The sequence below is a fragment of the Flavobacterium kochi genome (assembly GCF_048286715.1).
GTDB lineage: Bacteria > Bacteroidota > Bacteroidia > Flavobacteriales > Flavobacteriaceae > Flavobacterium.
Genome location: NZ_JBLVPW010000001.1, coordinates 305,957 through 320,579, shown reverse-complemented (window position 1 = coordinate 320,579; position 14,623 = coordinate 305,957). Strand labels below are relative to the sequence as shown.

Genomic DNA, 14,623 nt, shown 5'->3' with positions numbered 1-14,623 from the left:
GAACCCACGACCTCTTGACTGCCAGTAGAATTCATATTTATAAAAATCCTTATTTTACTGGAGTTTGTGTTTTTTAATTGTTGCAAAATCATATATTTTCAAGCATTTTGCCACTTATTAAGTACACTTAGATTTAGTGTTTCTTACGAAGACTAGTTATTGGCACTTTTTTATGTTTGCTGCCATATTATAGTTTTTATGTATATTTGTACAAAATATATAATTATCGCAATAGAAAAACTAAATATTGATAAATTAAAAAGCCAGTTCAAAGATAAAAATGTCTTTGATACCAATGATATAGCTACGTTTTACACTGAAATAGAGGAGGAGTTAAAACGTTCTACTGTAAATTGGCGAATATATGCTATGGTCCAAAATGGAGTGTTACAACGGGTTGGTAGAGGGAAATTTAAATTAGGGAAAGAACGAAATTATTTTCCTGAAATCTCATCAAAGATGAAATTAATTTATTCAAAAGTAAAAAAGGAATATCCATATACAGATATTTGTATTTGGAATACTTCTTCACTTAATGAATTTATGATTCATCAGCCATTCAAGTTTTATTATGTGCTAGAATTAGAAAAAGAAGCAATGAATTCAATATTCTATTTTTTAAAAAATTTGAATTTTTCTGTTTTTCTCGAACCAACTACAGATATACTTGAAAAATATGCCCCCGATAATAAACAAATCATTATTATAAAACCTTTGATTTCAGAAGCTCCACTTATTTCTGTTAATGGAATTAAATCTGCCTCAATAGAAAAAATGTTGGTTGATATTTTTTGCGATACTATACTATTTTCTGCTCAGCAAGGCTCTGAAATGCGTACAATTTTTGAAACTGCATTTACTAAATATACAATAAATCAAAGTAAAATGCTACGATATGCAAATCGAAGAAGGAAAAAAGAATATTTTACTGAATTTATAAACTCAATTTCTAATATACGGCAGCAATAGCGTTTTGCTGCCAATTTATAGCGCATGATAAATCAAGAAGAAATAACAAATGAATGGCTCAGTAAAGTTTCAAAAGAAAACAAAAATGCTGACAAAATTTTAGTAGAAAAGGTTGTTCGTGCTTTACTTTTATTAGAAGGATTAGTTAAACAAAAAATACCATTCATATTTAAGGGAGGCACTGCTTTGATGCTACATTTCAACTCAACTAGACGATTGTCAATAGATATTGACATTATATTGCCGCAAGAGATTGAAAATTTAGAACTAAGCCTTGATTTAATAGCTTATGAACAAGCGTTTCTAAGGAAAGAGTTGCAGCATAGGGATACTAAATCGAAAATTAAAAAGGAACATTATAAATTTTTCTATACTCCATTGCATAAAACTAATAAAGAGGAAGAATACGTGTTACTTGATATATTGTATGAGGAAGCAAATTATTCTAAAATAATTTTGTTGCCTATTCAATCAACATTTGTTCCAATTATCGGTGAACCACTGACGGTTAATGTTCCAAGTTTAGAAGATATTCTAGGAGATAAATTAACCGCCTTTGCTCCGAATACAACAGGAATACCATACTTTAAAAAAGAGGACAGTATGAGCATGGAAATCATCAAGCAGTTATATGACATAGGAAATCTCTTTAATGCTGTCAATGAATTAAGCATTATCAAACCTACTTTTTTTCGTTTTGCTAAAACAGAATTGGCGTATCGAAATTCAGATAAAATGAATGAATTAGATGTACTGGAAGATATTTATCAAACATCTCTTTGTATAGTAACTAGGGGAATAGATGGAAAAGGGAATTTTGAGGAATTGCAAAATGGGATTCAAAGGATTGGTAGTTTCATTTTTTCAGAAAATTATCATATTGAAAAAGCAATTACCCATGCTTCAAAAGCCGCATACTTGTCTGCTTTGATAAAGCATGATAGTTCTACTGTACAAAAGTTTGAAAACCCTGCCCAAATTAAGAATTGGTCTATTGGTGAACCTTTAAATAATAAATTGAATAAACTTAAAAAATCTAATCCCGAAGCATTTTTTTATTGGCATCAAATCTTTCTTATCAACAATTGGGATAAAAGCTAATTAATAGAGATTAGTTGAGGTCGTAAGGGACGTAAATAGAAGGATTTAGGTACTTCAGAAATTAAGTTTTTAAGCCAAAAAATAAATATGCCCGTCATCTTGATGGAGCTTCATTTTTTATATTTGAAATGTCAAAAAATACACGGAATAGGTACACTTAGATTGCATAAAAAAAGCCTTACATTTCTGCAAGGCTTGATTTTACTTGTGGAGAAGATGGGGCTCGAACCCACGACCTCTTGACTGCCAGTCAAGCACTCTAGCCAACTGAGCTACATCCCCAGCAATGTTTCGCAAATATAACATATAAATTGAGTAAAAAGCAAATTTCAAAAATACAAATCGATACTATTTTAAAAAAAAGCGAAAGCGTCCGTTACTTTTTTTAACTTTACGTCAAAATAGATGCTATGGTAAAAGATAATCCAACTGGTTCGCTCATTGCAACAATTGAGAATAAAATTGCTACACTTGAATTTGGACATCCAGCGAGTAATTCCTTTCCCAGAGAATTATTAGATCGCTTAACAAAGGAGCTCAATGATTTGAGTATTAATCCAGCTGTTTCGGTGATTATTATAAAGAGTGAAGGTACAAGCGCTTTTTGTGCCGGAGCCTCTTTTGATGAACTCTTGGCAGTTTCAAATCAAGAAGAAGGAACAAAGTTTTTCTCTGGATTTGCGTTTTTAATCAATGCCATGCGCTCGTGTTCAAAATTAATAGTGGGTCGCATTCACGGAAAAGCAGTAGGTGGTGGTGTAGGAATTGCTTCCGCATGTGATTATACATTAGCAACAAAAAATGCTTCGATAAAATTATCAGAGTTAGCTATAGGCATTGGTCCGTTTGTTATTGAGCCGGTAGTTTCAAGAAAAATTGGAAAGACGGCAATGGCTGAAATGACACTTATGGCGCACGAATGGAAAACGGCTGATTGGGCAAAAGAGAAAGGTTTGTATGCTGATCTTTTTGAAACTATAGCAGATCTTGATAGTGCTGTGGCAGATTTTAGCTACAAATTATCTAATTATAATCCGGAAGCATTAGCCGAAATGAAAAAGGTTTTGTGGGACGGAACTCAAGATTGGGAAACACTATTGTTGGAACGTGCTGCTATTTCTGGAAGGTTAGTGTTGTCCGATTTTACAAAAAAGGCTTTATCACAATTCAATAAATAATTCATCATGATAATTTTAGCACTTGTTCAGCAAGTAAACATTGAAGAAAAATTAAAAAACGCAACAGATAGCAGTTATCAAACAGGGATTATTATTGGATCATTTATTCCATTTGTTATTTTAATTGGATTGGCATACTGGATGTATACAAGTGCCAAAAAAAGAGACAAAGACCTTTAATTATTTACTAAATTTGCAATCAAAATAAAAACCGCGATGAGCAATATCAGAATTACAAAACAATTTAGTTTCGAAACCGGTCACGCCTTATATGGTTATGACGGGAAATGTAAGAATGTTCATGGACATAGTTATAAATTGTCAGTAACCGTAATAGGGAAGCCAATCGAAAATCGCAATGACGTAAAATTTGGAATGGTTATCGATTTTTCTGATTTAAAGAAAATTGTAAAAGAAGAAATTGTGGATCAATTTGACCACGCAACCGTTTTTAACGAAACGACTCCTCATGTTGAATTAGCAAACGAATTGAAAAATCGTGGGCATCACGTTATTTTAGTAGATTATCAGCCAACCAGCGAGAATATGGTGGTCGATTTTTCGCAAAGAATAATAAGAAGATTGCCAGAAGGAATTAATCTTTTTTCCTTAAAATTACAGGAAACCGAATCTTCTTTTGCCGAATGGTTTGCAAGTGATAATTTAAAATCGATACTTTAACTTCATGCAGTTAGCCAATAATAAAAAAATATATTTCGCCTCTGATCAACATTTTGGCGCACCAACACCCGAATTGAGTTTTCCAAGGGAACAAAAATTTGTGGCTTGGCTCGATGAAGTGAAAAAAGACGCAGAAGCTATTTTTTTAGTGGGTGATTTATTTGATTTTTGGTTCGAATACAAAACAGTGGTTCCAAAAGGTTTTGTTCGTGTTTTAGGGAAATTGGCTGAAATTCGCGATAGTGGAATCCCCATTTTTTTCTTCGTGGGAAATCACGATTTATGGATGGAAGATTATTTCCAGAAAGAATTGAATATTCCGGTGTATCATGACAATCAAGAATATATTTTAGGAGATAAAACTTTCTTAGTGGGACATGGCGACGGCAAAGGTCCTGGTGACATGGGATACAAACGAATGAAAAAAGTATTTTCAAATTCATTCTCAAAATGGCTTTTTAGGTGGCTTCATCCTGACATTGGAGTGAGATTGGCACAATATCTTTCCGTGAAAAACAAATTGATCTCAGGGAATGAAGATGTAACCTTTCTTGGTGAAGACAAGGAATGGTTAATTCTCTATTCCAAAAGAAAACTAGAAACCAAACACTACAATTATCTTGTTTTTGGACACCGTCATTTACCCATGAAAGTAACGGTTGGCGAAAATTCTGAATATGTGAATCTTGGTGATTGGATAACCTATTTCACTTATGGTGTTTTTGATGGGGAGACTTTCGAAATCAAAAAATACAAGTAATTAGCTGCTTTTTTCTCACTCCCCGTTTTTTTTGAAGGTGATTTTGAAATGGGGAAATAAATAAGTGTTGTTTACAATGCTTTTTTAAGAAGCCCAACCTCAATTCATTCCCTCCCCATATAAATAATCTTCCAAATTCATTTTAAACAAAGTTCCTTCCACTAAGTCTTTTACTGCGTTGAGTTCTTCCATGGAAACGGCCAAATCGATTTGGGAGCAAGGTGTTTTTAGTAAAAATTTGTAGCATTTATTTTTTAGTTCGCATTCGTCACAGCATTTGTTTTGGAAATAACTGTCTGTAATGCAATTCTTAAATTGGTGGAGTTCATGCTTGGTAAAATAAAAACCTGTTTCTCTGAAAATCAATTGAACTTTATCTAGCATCACTTCATCCTCTTTTTTCCAATAGAAAGAAGTTCCGGAATCATTGTAATATATTTGTTTTATTTCTTTCATTTGGAATTTGTTTGAAGCAAATATAATAATTATTTAGATTTATTCTAAATAAAAAAATATAAAAAAGTCACAAAAAAAGTCGGTTAGTAATCCTGAGATTATTTTACCGACTGACTATATTTTAAGTGTTTTTTAGAAAAATTTATTTGTTTCTAGCCCTTTTCATGTTCGTCAATGTCCTTTTGCAGGTCCAGTTTTCTGAAAGAAGGGGAAAATATTCCTGTACCAAGCACTATTAAAAGGGTCATGCTTCCGCCAAAAACAACCGCAGTTACCGTTCCCATTAATTTTGCTGTTAATCCACTTTCAAAAGCGCCTAGTTCATTGGAAGATCCCACAAAGATAGAATTCACCGCCGAAACCCGGCCTCGCATGTGATCTGGTGTTTTTAATTGTAAAATAGTTTGACGTATCACTACCGAAATTCCGTCAACAGCACCGCTTAAAAATAATGCCAATACGGACAACCAGAAAATAGTGGAAAGGCCAAACACAATAATGCAGATTCCAAAGGCAAAAATGGCCGATAAAAGCTTTATTCCCGCATTTTTATTCATAGGCACATATGCTGAAATGATCAGAGTTAGAAACGAACCAACGGCTGGAGCTGCTCGCAACACGCCAAAGCCTTCGGGGCCAACTTTTAAAATATCCTGAGCAAAAATGGGTAACAATGCTACCGCCCCACCAAAAAGAACCGCTACCATATCCAGTGACAAAGCTCCCAAAACAGTCTTGTTATGGAAAACAAATCTCACGCCTTCTTTCAAACTTTCCATAATGGGCTCCCCAATTTTTGGATTCAAAATAGGCTTGGTGGCTATTTGGGACAAAGCGAGTAAAGAAAAAACAGAACAGATGAAAACAGAACACATCGACCAGTGAACACCAATCAGCGTAATAGAAAAACCCGCTACAGCCGGTCCTAAAACAGCACCTATCTGCCAAACGGAGCTGCTCCACGTGGCAGCGTTTGGATATACTTTTTTAGGGACGATCAAGGATAAAAGGGAAAATATGGTAGGGCCAAGAAAGGAACGTACAATTCCTCCCAGAAAAACCAGAAAATAGATGCCGTACAAAATTGCATTTGTAGAATACCCACTTACAATTGGCGGCCATGTTAACAAAAACAGCGCAAAACTGATTCCTGAAAATCCTATAATACATTTAAAAAGAAGTCCTTTTTTCTCATTTTGATCGACAATATGTCCTGCGAACAATGCCATGGCAATGGCAGGAATTACTTCCATTAATCCAATAATTCCTAATGAAAGCGGATTTTTGGTCAAACTATATACTTGCCATTCAATAACTATAAACTGCATCGACCAGGCGAAAACCATGGCAAAACGCAATAATAAAAAGGTGTTGAATTCTTTATAACGCAAGGCTGCGTAGGGATCGTGTTTTTTCATTTTCGTAACCATATTATTTAATATCTCTTAATCTTAATTGTAAACTTACTTTCCCTTTCCATTCGTTTTCATCAATGGAATAAACCATATCAAAGGGTTGTCCGTTTTTAGTTGTTTCTAATTTATTTCCCAAACCAAAGCCGATAACAGCAATGCCTTCAGAGTTGTTTTGTTTTACAAATAATTTTAAATGTTCATCTTCTTGTCCCATTGGTTTCCCGTAACCCGTATCTTTTGCATTTTTGGTAAGGAAAATAGGTGCCATATTTTGAGGTCCAAAAGGTTCAAATTGTTTTAGAATCCTTGTCAATTTTGGAGTAATATCGGCAAAATTAATTTCGGCATCGACCGAAATTTCTGGAGTGAGCATGTCAGGATGAATGGTTTTTTCGACTTCTTTTTCGAAAGCATCTTTAAAAAGTTGGTAATTTTCTTCCTTTAAAGTCATTCCAGCAGCATACATGTGACCGCCAAATTGTTCCAAATGTTCGGCGCAAGCTTCGAGTGCATTATAGACATCAAATCCTTTTACGGAACGTGCCGAAGCCGCATATTTATCACCGCTTTTGGTAAAAACCAGGGTCGGGCGGTAATAGGTTTCAATTAATCTGGAAGCGACAATCCCAATGACCCCTTTGTGCCAGTCTTCTTGAAAAACAACGGAAGTAAAGCGTTCTTTTTCCTTGTTGTTTTCAATTTGAGAAAGCGCTTCTTTAGTAATTTGTTTGTCTAATTCTTTGCGATCTGAATTGTATTTTTCGATTTCAGAAGCAAATTGCTGGGCATGCTCAAAATCAAATTCGGTCAATAATTCCACTGCGTGATTACCATGTTTTATACGTCCGGCAGCATTGATTCTTGGTGCGATTATAAAAACGACATCAGTAATATCTAAGGTGTGTTTTTTTACTTGGTGAATCAAAGCTTTGATTCCGGGTCTCGGTTCAGAGTTGATGACCTGCAGTCCAAAATAAGCCAACACTCTGTTTTCTCCAGTCATAGGAACAATATCAGCTGCAATTGCCGCGGCAACCAAATCCAAATAGGGAAATAAGTCTTCGATGGTTTCCCCACGGTTTTGACCTAAAGCCTGAATCAGTTTGAATCCAATTCCACAACCGCATAATTCGTCATAAGGATAGGTGCAATCGTGTCGTTTTGGATCAAGAACAGCAACTGCTTCGGGTAAAAATTGACCGGGTCTGTGGTGGTCGCAAATGATGAAATCGATATTTCGTTCTTGGGCGTAAGTCACATGATCAATGGATTTTATACCGCAATCTAAAGCAATAATTAGCGAGAATGTATTGTCATCAGCAAAGTCAATCCCTTTAAAAGAAATTCCATACCCTTCATCATAACGATCCGGGATGTAGGTCGCAACATTAGGGTAGTAGCTTCTTAAATAAGAAGAGACCAGCGAAACAGCTGTGGTTCCATCGACATCGTAATCACCAAAAACGAGAATGTTTTCCTGATTTTCAATCGCCTTTTCAATACGCTTTACCGCTTTATCCATATCCTTCATCAAGTACGGATCGTGTAAATCATCTAAACTGGGGCGAAAAAATCGTTTGGCATCCTCAAAAGTTTCAATGCCACGTTGTACTAGTAAAGTTGCCACAAAATCTTCCACATTCAAAGCTTGAGCAAGATGTTTCACCTTATCTTCGGAAGGTTTTGATTTGATGGTCCAACGCATAGGGTTTGGTTTTTATTTTTTGGAAAGGGAATTTCGCAATTTAGAAAAATGCTATTTCGGAACTAGGGCGGTTCCTTCAAACTGAATCGCGTTCCATCCTGTTTTCATAAAATTGCGGATGTTCTGATGATCTGTTCCTGCAGGATTTTTTAAAACATCTTCATAATAATACGCTCCAAAACACGCTAATGTTTCTGCTTCGGTTAAGTTTTGTAATTGGGCAAAAGCAAATAATTTGCAAGAACCTGAATTTTCTCCTGCGGCATTGATTTGAGAGCCGTTGTGAAATGTGGTTGGAGTAAAAGTATAATTTTCTTCAATTGTCGCAATTGTTTCTGTAAATGCGATTGTTTCCGGAGTTTGTTTTAGTTTTTCTAAGAAAGATGCTGGACTCATATATTTATATTATTCTTCTGATGAAAATTTTGATTTTTTAGGGTCTTTGGTAATTGTTTTTCCACTTACCACTACGACAATTTCTCCTCGTGGAGCTATTTTTTCAAAATGGGCTACCACTTCTTTGACCGTTCCCCGAATGTTTTCTTCGTGCATTTTTGACAATTCACGGGAAACCGATATTTGACGGTCTTCGCCAAAATAGGTAATGAACTCCGCTAAAGTTTTTACTAATTTATGTGGAGAAACATACAAAATCATTGTGCGTGTTTCTTCTGCTAAAGCTAAATATCGAGTTTGACGTCCTTTTTTGTCAGGCAGAAATCCTTCGAAAACAAATTTATCATTGGGTAAGCCACTATTGACTAATGCGGGAACGAAAGCCGTTGCGCCAGGTAAACATTCCACATCAATTCCATTTTCGACACAAGCGCGGGTTAGTAAAAAGCCAGGATCAGAAATGGCCGGAGTTCCTGCATCTGAAATCAAAGCAATATTTTCTCCGGCTTTTAGTCTCGAAATCAAATTCTCAATTGTTTTGTGCTCATTGTGCATGTGGTGGCTGTACATATGCGTGCCAATTTCGAAATGCTTTAATAATTTCCCGCTGGTCCGCGTGTCTTCGGCGAGAATCAAATCGACTTCTTTAAGAATCCGAATCGCTCGAAAAGTCATGTCTTCGAGATTGCCAATAGGCGTAGGAACGATATATAATTTTGACATAAATTAAAAAATTAAACACATCCCGGATTTTCGAGATAAGAAGTAGACAAAGTGAATTTTAAAACTTAAAATTCATTCCGTTATTTATTATTTTATTTTGTTCAAAGGAACACCCGGAACAATTGAAACGGAATTACAGGAATTTTTTCTCAATAATATCCATAAAACGTTCCTCGTAATCTTGTTTTCCTTCCCAGTTATTGTAATCTGGTTTTACCATTTCCTGAATAAAATCGCGGGTTTCGTAGAATGTATCAAATGTGATCAATTGATTTAAAACACGATTGTAATCTTCGCTGCTGTTGCCAAAAAGGTGTTTTGTAAAGGCAATACGGTCATTCAGATCAATATTGATATTTTTTGCTAATTTTTCATTTAAGGAAGCGGTTTTTGGTTCCACTGGTTCCGGTTTCACTTCTTCAATAGTATCCAATTGTTTTTCTTCGAAATCAATTGCAATGGCAGTAGGAATATTTTCAAGCGGATGTACTTTTACAAACTGGGCATCACTATAATTCCCGCCTAATAAATCTTCGAAAGAAATTTGTACGGCTTCCTGTTTTTTTGGTGCTTCAATTTCAGCTACTTTTTTATCTTCAACTTCAACTTCAACTTCCTCGTCCTCTTCCGATAATTCAAAAGCAGGAATGAATGGAGCAGTTTCCGGTGCTGTGGTTTCTTCTTCCATTGCTGTTTCCTCTTCAGCTACTATTTCTTCTTCAATTGTAGGTTCTTTGTCAGCTACTATTTCTTCTTTTTCCTCTAAAGTAGTTTCTGAAGGAATTGTGTCTTCTGCAGCTGCAGTCGTTTCTTCGGTTTGTTCTACTGGAATCTCAACCATTTTTTCTGCTATAGTTTCTTCAACTACAGTATTCGTTTCAGGCTGTGCAGATTCTTTTTGGTCAAAAATTCCCTCAATTTTGCGTTCAATTTCAGCAATTCCAATAGTTGGTTTTGCATCACTAAAATGTTCGTCTACAAATCGTAAGACAGAAAGTTTTTCATATAATTTCTGCGTTTCCAGATATAATTGATTGATATCAGATTTATTTTTTAGCTGTAATATTCTGTGTGCAATGCTGATTAAATCGGCTTCCAATTTTTTTTTCATAACTTTGAAATTATAGTGAGTTTGGTGGGTCTTTTTTAATAAATTTCTTCCTGAGTTTTATTTAGCATAAGGAAGAGGTAAACTTTGCTCGCGGGATTTTTATTTTCAAATAAATGCTCGCGAATCTTCGATTTGATAAAAATGTCATACTTTTGAAACGACGTAAAAGTATAAAATTTTTAAGTCCGTTTTATCCGTTACAAAGTAATAAAAACTATTCATTTTTTAAGTTAGAAAAATACAAAATGTTTCTCGAAAATACAGTAAATCATAAAGAACAATTTGGTTGGATTGAAGTCATTTGTGGCTCCATGTTTTCGGGTAAAACCGAGGAACTGATCCGTCGTTTGAAAAGAGCGCAGTTTGCCAAACAGAAAGTAGAAATTTTTAAACCAGAAATTGATACACGCTATCATGATGATATGGTTGTGTCGCATGATGCCAATGAAATCCGTTCTACGCCTGTTCCTGCCGCTGCAAATATTGCTATTTTGGCGCAAGGTTGTGATGTAGTAGGGATTGATGAAGCGCAGTTTTTTGATGACGAAATCGTGAAAATTTGTAACGATTTGGCGAACCAAGGAATCCGGGTAATTGTTGCAGGATTGGATATGGATTTCAAGGGGAATCCTTTTGGCCCTATGCCCGCATTGATGGCCACTGCCGAATATGTGACGAAAGTTCATGCAGTATGTACCCGCACCGGAAATCTGGCTAATTACAGTTTTCGTAAAACTGACAATGATAAACTCGTTATGTTAGGGGAAACCGAAGAATACGAACCGCTGAGCCGTGCTGCTTATTATCACGCGATGAAGAAAGATCAGGAGTAGTAGTTGTGAAAATAATATAAAAAGGGGAAAGTTGTTGTAACAGCTTTCCCCTTTTTTAATAGTATAAATTTCGGTAGTTTACATTTTCTTTCGCATTCTGGCTACTGGAATGTCCAGCTGCTCTCTGTATTTTGCAATGGTCCTTCTTGCAATTGGATAGCCTTTTTCTTTTAGAATTTCGGCTAATTGATCGTCTGGAAGTGGTTTTTTCTTGTCTTCTTCCTCAATCGTATTCTGAAGAATTTTTTTGATTTCAAGCGTAGAAACATCTTCGCCTTGGTCGTTTTTCATGGATTCCGAAAAGAATTCTTTTATCAGTTTGGTACCATAAGGTGTTTCCACGTATTTGCTGTTTGCTACTCGCGAAACAGTTGAAATGTCAAGACCTACCATATCAGCAATGTCTTTTAGAATCATCGGTTTCAATTTGGTTTCATCACCATCGAGGAAATATTCTTCCTGATAATGCATAATCGCATTCATGGTCACAAAAAGTGTTTCCTGACGTTGGCGTATCGCATCGATAAACCATTTAGCCGAATCCAGTTTTTGCTTGATAAACTGTACCGCATCTTTTTGCTGTGCAGATTTATCACGGGAATCTTTATAGGTTTGCATCATTTCCTGATAATCTTTGGAAACATGCAGGGAAGGAGCATTTCTTCCGTTTAAGGTCAATTCCAGTTCACCGTCAATAATTCTGATGGCAAAATCAGGAACTACATTTTCGGTAATTTTATTATTTCCAGTAAAAGATCCGCCTGGTTTTGGATTCAGTTTTTCTATTTCATGAATGGCTTTTTTAAGTTGTTCATTCGAAACATTGTATTTTTGTAAAAGCTTATCGTAATGTTTTTTGGTAAACGCATCAAACTGATTTTCGATGATATCAGTGGCTAATTCGACATATTCCGTTGGCGTTTTATGCTTCAATTGCAACAATAAACATTCCTGTAAATCACGCGCTCCCACTCCCGAAGGTTCCAATTCATGAATGACATGCAACATTTTTTCCACCGTTTTCTCATCGGTATATATTCCTTGTGTAAATGCCATGTCGTCCACCATATCAGGCACGCTACGACGGATGTAACCCATGTCATCAATGCTTCCCACCAGAAATTCGGCAATTTCACGCTCTTCATCGTTCAAGATGAATGTGTTCAGCTGATTGATTAAATCTTGGTGAAAACTTACCGGAGCAGCAAAAGGTGTTTCGCGATCTTCATCATCATCACTATAGTTATTTGCCTGTGTTTTATAATCGGGTGTGTCGTCGTTGCTTAAATATTCATCGATGTTAATGTCTTCAGCATCAATTCGCTCCGATTCGGCATCATCATAGTCGTCATAATCTTCATTATCGAACTCGTCTTTCTCGTAATCCTCTTCATCTTTTCCACTTTCAAGAGCTGGATTTTCGTTCATTTCTTCTAACAAACGTTGTTCGAAAGCTTGCGTAGGCAATTGAATTAACTTCATCAACTGAATTTGTTGAGGAGATAATTTTTGTGATAATTTTAAATTTAAGAATTGCTTTAGCATTTATGTTTATTTGGTTATTCGTTTATTTGGTTATTGGGATGGAATCCACAAATACCAAATCCAAATTTTTTTATTAAAATTCAGCATTCATTGGTGTTCTAGGGAAAGGAATTACGTCGCGAATATTCGTCATACCCGTTACAAACAATACCAATCTTTCAAACCCAAGTCCGAAACCAGAGTGAACTGCAGAACCAAATCTTCGTGTATCGAGATACCACCACAATTCTTCTTCGTCAATTCCTAAGGCTTTCATTTTTTCTACCAAAACATCAAAACGTTCTTCTCTTTGAGAACCACCAACGATTTCTCCAATTCCAGGGAAAAGGATATCCATGGCGCGGACTGTTTTTCCGTCTTCGTTCAAACGCATGTAAAATGCTTTAATGTTTGCAGGGTAATCAAATAAGATTACCGGACATTTAAAGTGTTTCTCCACTAAATAACGCTCGTGTTCTGATTGTAAATCAGCACCCCATTCGTCAATGATATAATTGAATTTTTTGTTTTTATTTGGTTTGCAATTTCTCAAAATTTCAATTGCTTCAGTATAGGAAACACGTTTAAAATTGTTCTCTAAAACAAAGTTTAATTTTTCCAAAAGCGGCATTTCGCTTCTGTCCGCAGCTGGTTTTGATTTCTCTTCATCCAATAATCTTCCCTCCAGGAATTTCAAATCCTCCAGACATTTGTCCATCGTGTATTTGATAACATACTGAATAAAATCTTCGGCTAGATCCATATTGTCATTCAGATCATTGAAAGCCACTTCCGGCTCAATCATCCAAAATTCCGCAAGGTGACGAGAGGTATTTGAGTTTTCAGCTCTAAAGGTAGGGCCAAAAGTATAAATCTGACCTAAAGCCATTGCGAAAGTTTCTCCTTCTAATTGTCCCGAAACCGTAAGGTTTGTTTCTTTACCAAAGAAATCTTCTTTGTAATTCACTTTTCCGTCTTCGGTTCTTGGGGTTTTATCAAATGGCAAAGCGGTAACTTTGAACATTTCACCAGCACCTTCAGCATCAGAACCGGTGATGATTGGCGTATTTACATATACAAACCCTTTCTCCTGAAAATAGCTGTGAACTGCATATGATAATACCGAACGCACTCTCATAATGGCACCAAACATATTTGTACGTACTCTCAAATGCGCATTTTCACGCAAGAAATCGAGACTCGGTTTATTTTTAGGTTGTATTGGGAATTTTTCTGCATCCGAATCTCCAAGAATTTCAAGTTTTGCAACCTGAATTTCAAATTGTTGTCCCGCACCTTTACTTTCTACCAAAGTTCCGGTTACAGAAATTGCGGCGCCAGTCGTAATTCTCTTTAAAGTCTCATCTGCGGTGTTTTCAAAATCGACCACACATTGTATATTATTGATAGTCGAACCATCGTTCAACGCGATAAATTGATTGTTTCTAAAAGTTCTCACCCATCCTTTTGCATTTACTTCATGAAGCGTCGTAGTACTGTTTAGTAAGTCTTTAACTTTTGTGTGTCTCATTTTAATTATATAATTGATATTGAAAATTGTCTTGTAACCGAAGTGCAAATATAAATCATTTGTTTTAAATGTCATTGCAGCAAAGTAGTAATCAGGATTTATTTAGGGAGCTATTTACCGGTATTCTCTATGTCCTTTACTTTTTATTGCAAAAAGGAAAGGATGCAGTGCATAGCATGGCTAAACGACTGGAATTGTTTTGAATTTTTGGAGGTATTTTTTCGGGATATACAGCATCGT

Annotated in this window: 15 protein-coding genes and 1 tRNA gene; 7 read left to right on the top strand and 9 right to left on the bottom strand. The window is 35.7% G+C overall.

The genetic code is table 11. The features are described 5' to 3' along the window. The first annotated feature begins 198 nt into the window (after window positions 1–198). Both ACNQGH_RS01325 and ACNQGH_RS01320 read left to right on the top strand, forming a co-directional pair. Window positions 199–969, top strand: a complete 771-nt coding sequence (locus ACNQGH_RS01325) for a DUF6577 family protein (RefSeq protein WP_417954173.1) — start codon at window positions 199–201, stop codon at window positions 967–969. A 24-nt stretch (window positions 970–993) separates the two neighbouring features. Then, on the top strand, window positions 994–2,070 hold the full coding sequence (locus tag ACNQGH_RS01320; protein WP_417954172.1) for a nucleotidyl transferase AbiEii/AbiGii toxin family protein: 1,077 nt from the start codon (window positions 994–996) through the stop codon (window positions 2,068–2,070). A gap of 208 nt (window positions 2,071–2,278) precedes the next feature. Here ACNQGH_RS01320 and ACNQGH_RS01315 read toward each other — a convergent pair. Next, window positions 2,279–2,352, bottom strand: a tRNA-Ala gene (locus ACNQGH_RS01315). Window positions 2,353–2,480: 128 nt separating this feature from the next. Here ACNQGH_RS01315 and ACNQGH_RS01310 point away from each other — a divergent pair. Genes ACNQGH_RS01310 through ACNQGH_RS01295 form a run of 4 tightly spaced genes read left to right on the top strand, consistent with a single transcriptional unit; the run spans window position 2,481 to window position 4,689 of the window. Then, entirely contained in the window at window positions 2,481–3,248 is a 768-nt protein-coding gene (locus ACNQGH_RS01310) for an enoyl-CoA hydratase/isomerase family protein (RefSeq protein ID WP_417954171.1), read from the top strand. 6 nt (window positions 3,249–3,254) lie between these two features. Beyond that, window positions 3,255–3,428, top strand: coding sequence for a hypothetical protein (locus ACNQGH_RS01305; RefSeq protein ID WP_417954170.1), 174 nt, complete (start codon window positions 3,255–3,257; stop codon window positions 3,426–3,428). A 36-nt stretch (window positions 3,429–3,464) separates the two neighbouring features. Continuing rightward, complete coding sequence (locus ACNQGH_RS01300) at window positions 3,465–3,929, top strand: 6-pyruvoyl trahydropterin synthase family protein (protein ID WP_417954169.1); 465 nt, start codon at window positions 3,465–3,467, stop codon at window positions 3,927–3,929. A 4-nt stretch (window positions 3,930–3,933) separates the two neighbouring features. Then, a complete protein-coding gene (locus tag ACNQGH_RS01295; RefSeq protein WP_417954168.1) occupies window positions 3,934–4,689 on the top strand; it encodes a UDP-2,3-diacylglucosamine diphosphatase in 756 nt (251 codons plus the stop codon). Between the two features lie 99 nt (window positions 4,690–4,788). Here the strand turns inward: ACNQGH_RS01295 and ACNQGH_RS01290 are convergent, their stop codons facing one another. The 6 genes from ACNQGH_RS01290 to ACNQGH_RS01265 form a co-directional block, all read right to left on the bottom strand. Continuing rightward, window positions 4,789–5,145, bottom strand: a complete 357-nt coding sequence (locus tag ACNQGH_RS01290) for a hypothetical protein (protein ID WP_417954167.1) — start codon at window positions 5,143–5,145, stop codon at window positions 4,789–4,791. A gap of 152 nt (window positions 5,146–5,297) precedes the next feature. Next, entirely contained in the window at window positions 5,298–6,563 is a 1,266-nt protein-coding gene (locus ACNQGH_RS01285) for an MFS transporter (protein ID WP_417954166.1), read from the bottom strand. A 13-nt stretch (window positions 6,564–6,576) separates the two neighbouring features. Next, complete coding sequence (gene recJ, locus ACNQGH_RS01280) at window positions 6,577–8,265, bottom strand: single-stranded-DNA-specific exonuclease RecJ (protein ID WP_417954165.1); 1,689 nt, start codon at window positions 8,263–8,265, stop codon at window positions 6,577–6,579. A 51-nt stretch (window positions 8,266–8,316) separates the two neighbouring features. Then, on the bottom strand, window positions 8,317–8,661 hold the full coding sequence (locus ACNQGH_RS01275; RefSeq protein ID WP_417954164.1) for a HopJ type III effector protein: 345 nt from the start codon (window positions 8,659–8,661) through the stop codon (window positions 8,317–8,319). Window positions 8,662–8,670: 9 nt separating this feature from the next. After that, window positions 8,671–9,384, bottom strand: a complete 714-nt coding sequence (gene rsmI, locus ACNQGH_RS01270; protein WP_039108596.1) for a 16S rRNA (cytidine(1402)-2'-O)-methyltransferase — start codon at window positions 9,382–9,384, stop codon at window positions 8,671–8,673. A gap of 133 nt (window positions 9,385–9,517) precedes the next feature. Continuing rightward, entirely contained in the window at window positions 9,518–10,495 is a 978-nt protein-coding gene (locus ACNQGH_RS01265) for a hypothetical protein (protein WP_417954163.1), read from the bottom strand. A gap of 245 nt (window positions 10,496–10,740) precedes the next feature. Here ACNQGH_RS01265 and ACNQGH_RS01260 point away from each other — a divergent pair, with 245 nt between their 5' ends. After that, the gene (locus tag ACNQGH_RS01260) at window positions 10,741–11,328 is read left to right on the top strand and encodes a thymidine kinase (RefSeq protein ID WP_291248571.1); all 588 of its coding nucleotides are present in this window, start codon (window positions 10,741–10,743) and stop codon (window positions 11,326–11,328) included. Window positions 11,329–11,406: 78 nt separating this feature from the next. Here the strand turns inward: ACNQGH_RS01260 and rpoN are convergent, their stop codons facing one another. Together rpoN and asnS are read right to left on the bottom strand one after the other, a co-directional pair. Continuing rightward, window positions 11,407–12,873 carry an RNA polymerase factor sigma-54 gene (rpoN, locus tag ACNQGH_RS01255; RefSeq protein ID WP_417954162.1) on the bottom strand — a complete coding sequence of 489 codons (1,467 nt, stop codon included), beginning with the start codon at window positions 12,871–12,873 and terminating at the stop codon, window positions 11,407–11,409. Between the two features lie 73 nt (window positions 12,874–12,946). Continuing rightward, entirely contained in the window at window positions 12,947–14,383 is a 1,437-nt protein-coding gene (gene asnS / locus ACNQGH_RS01250) for an asparagine--tRNA ligase (protein ID WP_417954161.1), read from the bottom strand. Window positions 14,384–14,623: the final 240 nt, after the last annotated feature.

Bases quoted from the DNA above. Each gene is read 5' to 3' on its own strand.
- ACNQGH_RS01325 (WP_417954173.1), top strand. From the start codon at position 199: ATGTATATTTGTACAAAATATATAATTATCGCAATAGAAAAACTAAAT.
- ACNQGH_RS01320 (WP_417954172.1), top strand. From the start codon at position 994: ATGATAAATCAAGAAGAAATAACAAATGAATGGCTCAGTAAAGTTTCA.
- ACNQGH_RS01310 (WP_417954171.1), top strand. From the start codon at position 2,481: ATGGTAAAAGATAATCCAACTGGTTCGCTCATTGCAACAATTGAGAAT.
- ACNQGH_RS01305 (WP_417954170.1), top strand. From the start codon at position 3,255: ATGATAATTTTAGCACTTGTTCAGCAAGTAAACATTGAAGAAAAATTA.
- ACNQGH_RS01300 (WP_417954169.1), top strand. From the start codon at position 3,465: ATGAGCAATATCAGAATTACAAAACAATTTAGTTTCGAAACCGGTCAC.
- ACNQGH_RS01295 (WP_417954168.1), top strand. From the start codon at position 3,934: ATGCAGTTAGCCAATAATAAAAAAATATATTTCGCCTCTGATCAACAT.
- ACNQGH_RS01290 (WP_417954167.1), bottom strand. From the start codon at position 5,145: ATGAAAGAAATAAAACAAATATATTACAATGATTCCGGAACTTCTTTC.
- ACNQGH_RS01285 (WP_417954166.1), bottom strand. From the start codon at position 6,563: ATGAAAAAACACGATCCCTACGCAGCCTTGCGTTATAAAGAATTCAAC.
- recJ (WP_417954165.1), bottom strand. From the start codon at position 8,265: ATGCGTTGGACCATCAAATCAAAACCTTCCGAAGATAAGGTGAAACAT.
- ACNQGH_RS01275 (WP_417954164.1), bottom strand. From the start codon at position 8,661: ATGAGTCCAGCATCTTTCTTAGAAAAACTAAAACAAACTCCGGAAACA.
- rsmI (WP_039108596.1), bottom strand. From the start codon at position 9,384: ATGTCAAAATTATATATCGTTCCTACGCCTATTGGCAATCTCGAAGAC.
- ACNQGH_RS01265 (WP_417954163.1), bottom strand. From the start codon at position 10,495: ATGAAAAAAAAATTGGAAGCCGATTTAATCAGCATTGCACACAGAATA.
- ACNQGH_RS01260 (WP_291248571.1), top strand. From the start codon at position 10,741: ATGTTTCTCGAAAATACAGTAAATCATAAAGAACAATTTGGTTGGATT.
- rpoN (WP_417954162.1), bottom strand. From the start codon at position 12,873: ATGCTAAAGCAATTCTTAAATTTAAAATTATCACAAAAATTATCTCCT.
- asnS (WP_417954161.1), bottom strand. From the start codon at position 14,383: ATGAGACACACAAAAGTTAAAGACTTACTAAACAGTACTACGACGCTT.